5 protein-coding genes are annotated in these 5021 nt (G+C 69.1%); 4 read left to right on the top strand and 1 reads right to left on the bottom strand.

Going from position 1 to position 5021, the window contains the following annotated elements; genetic code table 11:
• The first annotated feature begins 25 nt into the window (after positions 1-25).
• From Q4I23_RS30375 to Q4I23_RS30360, 4 genes are read left to right on the top strand one after another with little or no spacing between them, the layout of a single operon-like run.
• Positions 26-1933, top strand: a complete 1908-nt coding sequence (locus Q4I23_RS30375; RefSeq protein WP_498528685.1) for an alcohol dehydrogenase catalytic domain-containing protein — start codon at positions 26-28, stop codon at positions 1931-1933.
• Positions 1930-2703 carry an ABC transporter ATP-binding protein gene (locus Q4I23_RS30370; RefSeq protein WP_454019356.1) on the top strand — a complete coding sequence of 258 codons (774 nt, stop codon included), beginning with the start codon at positions 1930-1932 and terminating at the stop codon, positions 2701-2703. The genes Q4I23_RS30375 and Q4I23_RS30370 overlap by 4 nt, the downstream gene beginning before the upstream one ends.
• The gene (locus Q4I23_RS30365; RefSeq protein WP_454019355.1) at positions 2696-3520 is read left to right on the top strand and encodes an ABC transporter permease; all 825 of its coding nucleotides are present in this window, start codon (positions 2696-2698) and stop codon (positions 3518-3520) included. Before Q4I23_RS30370 ends, Q4I23_RS30365 begins: the two co-directional genes overlap by 8 nt.
• Positions 3521-3552: 32 nt before the next feature.
• Positions 3553-4575 carry an ABC transporter substrate-binding protein gene (locus tag Q4I23_RS30360; protein WP_498528684.1) on the top strand — a complete coding sequence of 341 codons (1023 nt, stop codon included), beginning with the start codon at positions 3553-3555 and terminating at the stop codon, positions 4573-4575.
• Between the two features lie 9 nt (positions 4576-4584).
• Here the strand turns inward: Q4I23_RS30360 and Q4I23_RS30355 are convergent, their stop codons facing one another.
• On the bottom strand, positions 4585-4893 hold the full coding sequence (locus Q4I23_RS30355; RefSeq protein WP_035675189.1) for a peptidoglycan-binding domain-containing protein: 309 nt from the start codon (positions 4891-4893) through the stop codon (positions 4585-4587).
• Between the last annotated feature and the right edge of the window lie 128 nt (positions 4894-5021).

The raw sequence follows: 5021 nt of genomic DNA, 5'->3' as shown, positions 1-5021 counted from the left end.
GTTATAGTCTCGTGGGCTCGGAGATGTGTATAAGAGACAGCTGCCCGCCCGTCCGCGGCGCGACAGCCGCGACGGCGTGCTGCCCATCGGCAGCCCCTTCGTTCCCGGCGCCACACCCCTGCCCCGCTGGCAGCTCGCCCAGGCCGTCGTCCGCGACCTGGAAACCGGCGCGGCAGCCCATGGCGACCCGGTACAGGCCGAAGCCGAGGTCGTCATTCCCGTTCCGGAGCCCGCCCCCAACCAGGCGCTCGTCTACGTCCTGGCTTCCGAGGTCAACTACAACGACGTCTGGGCGCTGACCGGCATCCCCATCTCGCTGTTCGACGAGCATGACGAGGACGTGCACGTCACCGGCTCCGGCGGCGTCGGCATGGTCGTGCGCATGGGCGAGGCGTTGCAGGCCCAGGGACGGCTGGCGGTGGGCGATCTGGTCGCCGTCTATTCCGGCGTCTCCGACCTGCTGGACCCGGAGGCCGGGGCCGACCCGATGTTCACCGACTTCCACATCCAGGGCTACCAGTCGCCGGACGGCAGCCACCAGCAATTCATGCTGGCCGACGGGCCGCAGCTCTTCCCGCTGCCGGCCGGCCTCGCGCTGGAGGAGGCGGGCAGCTACATGCTGGCCGCCGGGACCGGCTACCGCGCGCTGTTCACGGCGCTCGACGTGCAGCCCGGCAAGCGCCTGCTGGTGGAGGGGGCGGCGGGCGGCACCGGCGCCTGGACCGTCGAGCTGGCGCTGGCCCGGCGCATGAAGGTCACCGGCATGGTCTCCTCGGAGCGCCGCGCCGCCACGATCCGCGCCCGTGGGGCGGAAGCGGTGGACCGCTCCGTCGCCGAGGCCGCCTTCACCCGCATCCCCGCCGATCCGGCGCACTGGGCGGCGTGGGAGGAAGCCGGGCGCCCCTACATCGACGCGCTGCGCGCCGCCAACGGCGGCCACCTTGTGGACTACGCCGTCAGCCACGCCGGCGAGACGACCTTCCCGCGCACCTTCCAATCGTTGGCGGACGGCGGCGCGCTGACCTTCTTCGGCGCCTCCAGCGGCTACCACATGACCTTCCTCGGCAAGCCCGGCGCCGCCGAGCCCGCCGAGATGCTGCGCCGCGCCCGCCTGCGCCCCGGCGAGGCCGTGCTGGTCTTCTACGGCGCCGGGGCGGTGGGGCTGCGCGACGACATGGCGCTGTCGGCCATCGAGGCGGCGCGCGAGAGCGGCGCCCGCGTCTGCGTCGTTACCGACCGGGATTCCGAACGCGACTTCGTGCTGTCGCTGGGCTACGGCGAGGCGCTGGCCGGCGCCGTGTCACTGGCCGAGATCACGCGCCGTGTGCCGCATTTCGACTGGCCCGACACCATGCCGGACCTGCCCGACCCGCAACGCGAGACCGCAGCCTTCAAGGAGGCGGTGCGGCTGTTCACCGAAGACAGCTTCAAGCCGCTGGGCCAAGCGGTGGGCCGTATCCTGCGCGCCGCCGACAATCCGCGCGGCATGCCGGACGTGGTGGTGGAGCGGGCGCGGCGCGACACGCTGGCCGTCTCGACCATGCTGGTCAAGCCGCACACGGGGCGCGTGGTCTATTGCGGCGACATGAGTGGTCGTCGCTACAGCTTTTACGCGCCGCAGGTGTGGATGCGCCAGCGCCGCATCCTGATGCCATCCGCATCCATCGTCGGTACGCATCTTTCGAACGCTGCGGAAATCGCAGGGCTGAACCGCGTCATTGCGTCGGGGGCGGTCCGTGTGCCAACGACATACCTCGGGAACTGGGACGAGCTGCCCACGCTCCATCAGGCCATGTGGGAGAACCGCCTGCCGGAAGCGACCGGCGGCGCCGCCAAGGCCGTCGTGAACCACGCGCTGCCGGAAGCGGGCCTGACCTCGCGCGACGAACTGCTGATCGCCTGGGCGGGGTCGGCAACAGGAAAGGGACAATGAGGCTTATCATCAAGGACCTGTGCCACCGCTACGACGACCTCGTCGTGCTGGACGGCATCGACCTGACGGTGCAGGAGGGAGAGGTTCTGGCCGTCATCGGCCCGTCGGGCTGCGGCAAGTCCACCCTGCTCGGCATCGCCGGCGGCATCGTGGCGCCCACCTCCGGCACCATCGCGGTGGCGGGCGAGGTGCCGGACGGCTGCTTGAACCCGATCACCTTCATCTTCCAGGACTTCGCCCTGCTGCCCTGGCGCAGCGTCGAGGACAACCTGTCGCTCGTCCTCGAACACCACCCGCTGTCGACGGCGGAGCGGCGGGAGCGCATCGAATCCGGCCTGCGCCGCATGGGTCTGTGGGACTTCCGCAAGGCGCTGCCCAAGCAGTTGTCGGGCGGCATGCGCCAGCGCGTCGGCATCGCCCGCGCGCTGGCCGTGCGCCCGGCCATGCTGCTGCTGGACGAGCCGCTGTCGGCGCTCGACGCCCAGACGCGCGAGCTGCTGATGGAGGATTTCCTGTCGCTTTGGCAGCGCGAGCGGACGACCGCCCTCTACGTCACCCACAATCTGGACGAGGCGCTGCGGCTGGCCGACCGGGTCGTCGTGCTCAGCCGCCGCCCCGGCCGCCTGCGCGAGATCGTGACCATCGAGGAGCCGCGCGACCAGCGGCTGGAACCCTCCGCCCAGGCCCATCTGGCGGAGGTGCGCGACCGGCTGTGGCACCTGATCCGGGCCGAGGCCCAACTGGCCGACCGGGAGATCGCCGATGCCTGACACCAGCCTCCCCATGACCGAACGTTCCGCCACGCCGTCGCAACCCGTCCGCTTCCGCGGCGGCGGCTTCACGGTCAAGGGGCACCGCTGGGCGGCGCTGCTCGCCTTCGTGATCCTGATCGCGGTGTGGGAATCCACCAACCGCTTCGGCCTCGTCAGCGAGCTGTTCCTGCCGCCGCCGAGCGCGGTCGCCTCGGCGCTGGCCGCCATGGCGCAGGATGGATCGCTGTGGCAGCACCTGAAGGCGTCGCTGATGCGCATCGGCGTCGGCTGGGTCATGGGCACGGTGGCCGGCATGGCCGTGGGATTCGCCATGGGCATCGGGTCGGTGGCGCGGGCGGTCGGCGTGCCCCTGGTCTCGGCCTTCTTCCCGATCCCGAAGATCGCGCTGCTGCCGCTGTTCATCCTGTGGTTCGGCATCGGCGAGCCGTCGAAGTTCGCCACCATCGGCTTCGGCGTCTTCTTCCCTACGGTGATCGCCACCTACAGCGCCATCGATTCGGTGCCGCGCAACCTGATCCGCATGGCGCAAAGCTTCGGCCTGCCCTGGGCGTCGATCCTGCGCAAGATCGTGCTTCCCGGTGCCCTCCCCGGCATCCTCGCCGGCTTCCGCATCACCGCCTCCATCGCGCTGATCCTGGTGGTCGCGGCGGAGATGATCGGCGCGGAATACGGCATCGGCGCCTTCGTCCTGACCGCCGGCAACCTGATGCTGACCGACCAGCTCCTGGCCGGCGTGCTGGTTCTCTCGCTGCTCGGCCTGAGCATCGGGACCGTGCTGTCCATCCTGGAACGCCGCCTGCTGAAATGGCGGTGAGAAAAATGATGATTGAGAAAGGGAGACTGAGAATGACCGTCGTGCGTTGGAGCCGCCGTTTGGTTCTGGGTGCAATGGGTGCCGCGGCCCTGGCGCTGGCCGGGACGCCCGCCGCCAAGGCGCAGGGGTTGGAGAAGACCTCCATCGGCGTGCTGGCGCTGGCCTCCTCCGGCCCGATCTTCATCGCCAAGTCCAAAGGCTATTTCGAAAAGGAAGGGCTGGACGTCGATCTGAAGATGTTCACCTCGGCCCAGCAGGTGCCGGTGGCGGTGGCCTCGGGCGACGTGGATTTCGGCGTGACCGGCCTGACGGCGGGCTTCTACAACCTCGCCGCCAAGGGCGCCGTCACCATGATCGCGGCGCAGAGCCGCGACGAGCCGGGCTTCCAGCTCAGCGCCTATGTGGCGACCAAGGCGGCGCATGACGCCGGGCTGACCAAGCCGGCCGACCTCAAGGGCAAGCGCATCGCCATCACCACGGTGGGCTCGACCTTCCATTACATGGTCGGCCTGCTCGGCCAGAAGCACGGCTTCACGGTCAAGGACGTGACCATGGTGGCGATGCAGGACGTGCCGAAGATGGTCGCCGCCTTCAAGGGCGGTCAGGTGGACGCGGTGATCGCCCCGGTGACGGTGGCCCGCCAGCTCGCCGCCGAAGGCTCCGGCACCATCCTGGGCTGGGTCGGCGACGAGACGCCGTGGCAGCTCGGCGCCCTCTTCACCAGCCCGAAGACCGTCGCCCAGCGCCGCCCGCTGGCCGAGAAATTCGTCAGCGCCTATCTGACCGCGCTGGCCGAATACCACGCCGCCTTCAACGCCAAGGACGCGTCGGGCACCGTGGTGAAGGGCCCGGGCTACGACGAGCTTCTGGCGATCATCGCCGAGGCCACGAAGCAGAAGCCCGAGGTCGTTGCCGCCGGCCTGCCCTATGTCGAGCCGAAGGGCAAGCTGCTGGTCGACGACGTCGTCAATCAGGTGAAGTTCTGGCAGTCCGAAGGCCAGGTGGACAAGGCGCTGGACGCCAAGTCCGTGATGGACCTGACCTTCGTGAAATGAGCGGGAGACTTACCGCTTGCCCGGCCCGTAGACCTTCGGCTGGGAGAAGTTGATGTGGTCGAGAAGCTCCTGCGTCGGACAGCCGTCCACCGGGAGCTTCGCGGCCTTCTGGTAGGCGCGGATGGCGGAGCGGGTGTTGGGGCCGATCTTGCCGTCGATCACGCCGGGACGGAAGCCCTGCTCGGTCAGCGTCTTTTGGATGCCTTCGACATAGGCAAAGTACATGTCCGGCGTCATGCTGTCGGTCGGACAGGCGGCGTAGGCCGGGGACGCGAAGGCCGTGGCGGCCAGGAAAGCGGCGAACAGGCTGCGGTTCATGGTCTCTCTCCGTTTCTTGTTGCGGAGATCAACAACGCAGAGGCCGCGTTTCTTCCCAAGGGATAAAAATGGGGGGCTGCTTCGCCCCTGTCTCTTATACACATCTGACGCTGCCGACGATTATACGC

It is taken from the genome of Azospirillum sp. UFLA03-27 (assembly GCF_059803775.1).
The sequence above is the reverse complement of the archived record's forward strand: the minus strand, read 5'-3'. Positions and strand labels throughout refer to the sequence as shown.

Coding starts and splice junctions, on each gene's coding strand:
- Q4I23_RS30370 (WP_454019356.1), top strand. CDS start 1,930: ATGAGGCTTATCATCAAGGACCTGTGCCACCGCTACGACGACCTCGTC.
- Q4I23_RS30365 (WP_454019355.1), top strand. CDS start 2,696: ATGCCTGACACCAGCCTCCCCATGACCGAACGTTCCGCCACGCCGTCG.
- Q4I23_RS30360 (WP_498528684.1), top strand. CDS start 3,553: ATGACCGTCGTGCGTTGGAGCCGCCGTTTGGTTCTGGGTGCAATGGGT.
- Q4I23_RS30355 (WP_035675189.1), bottom strand. CDS start 4,893: ATGAACCGCAGCCTGTTCGCCGCTTTCCTGGCCGCCACGGCCTTCGCG.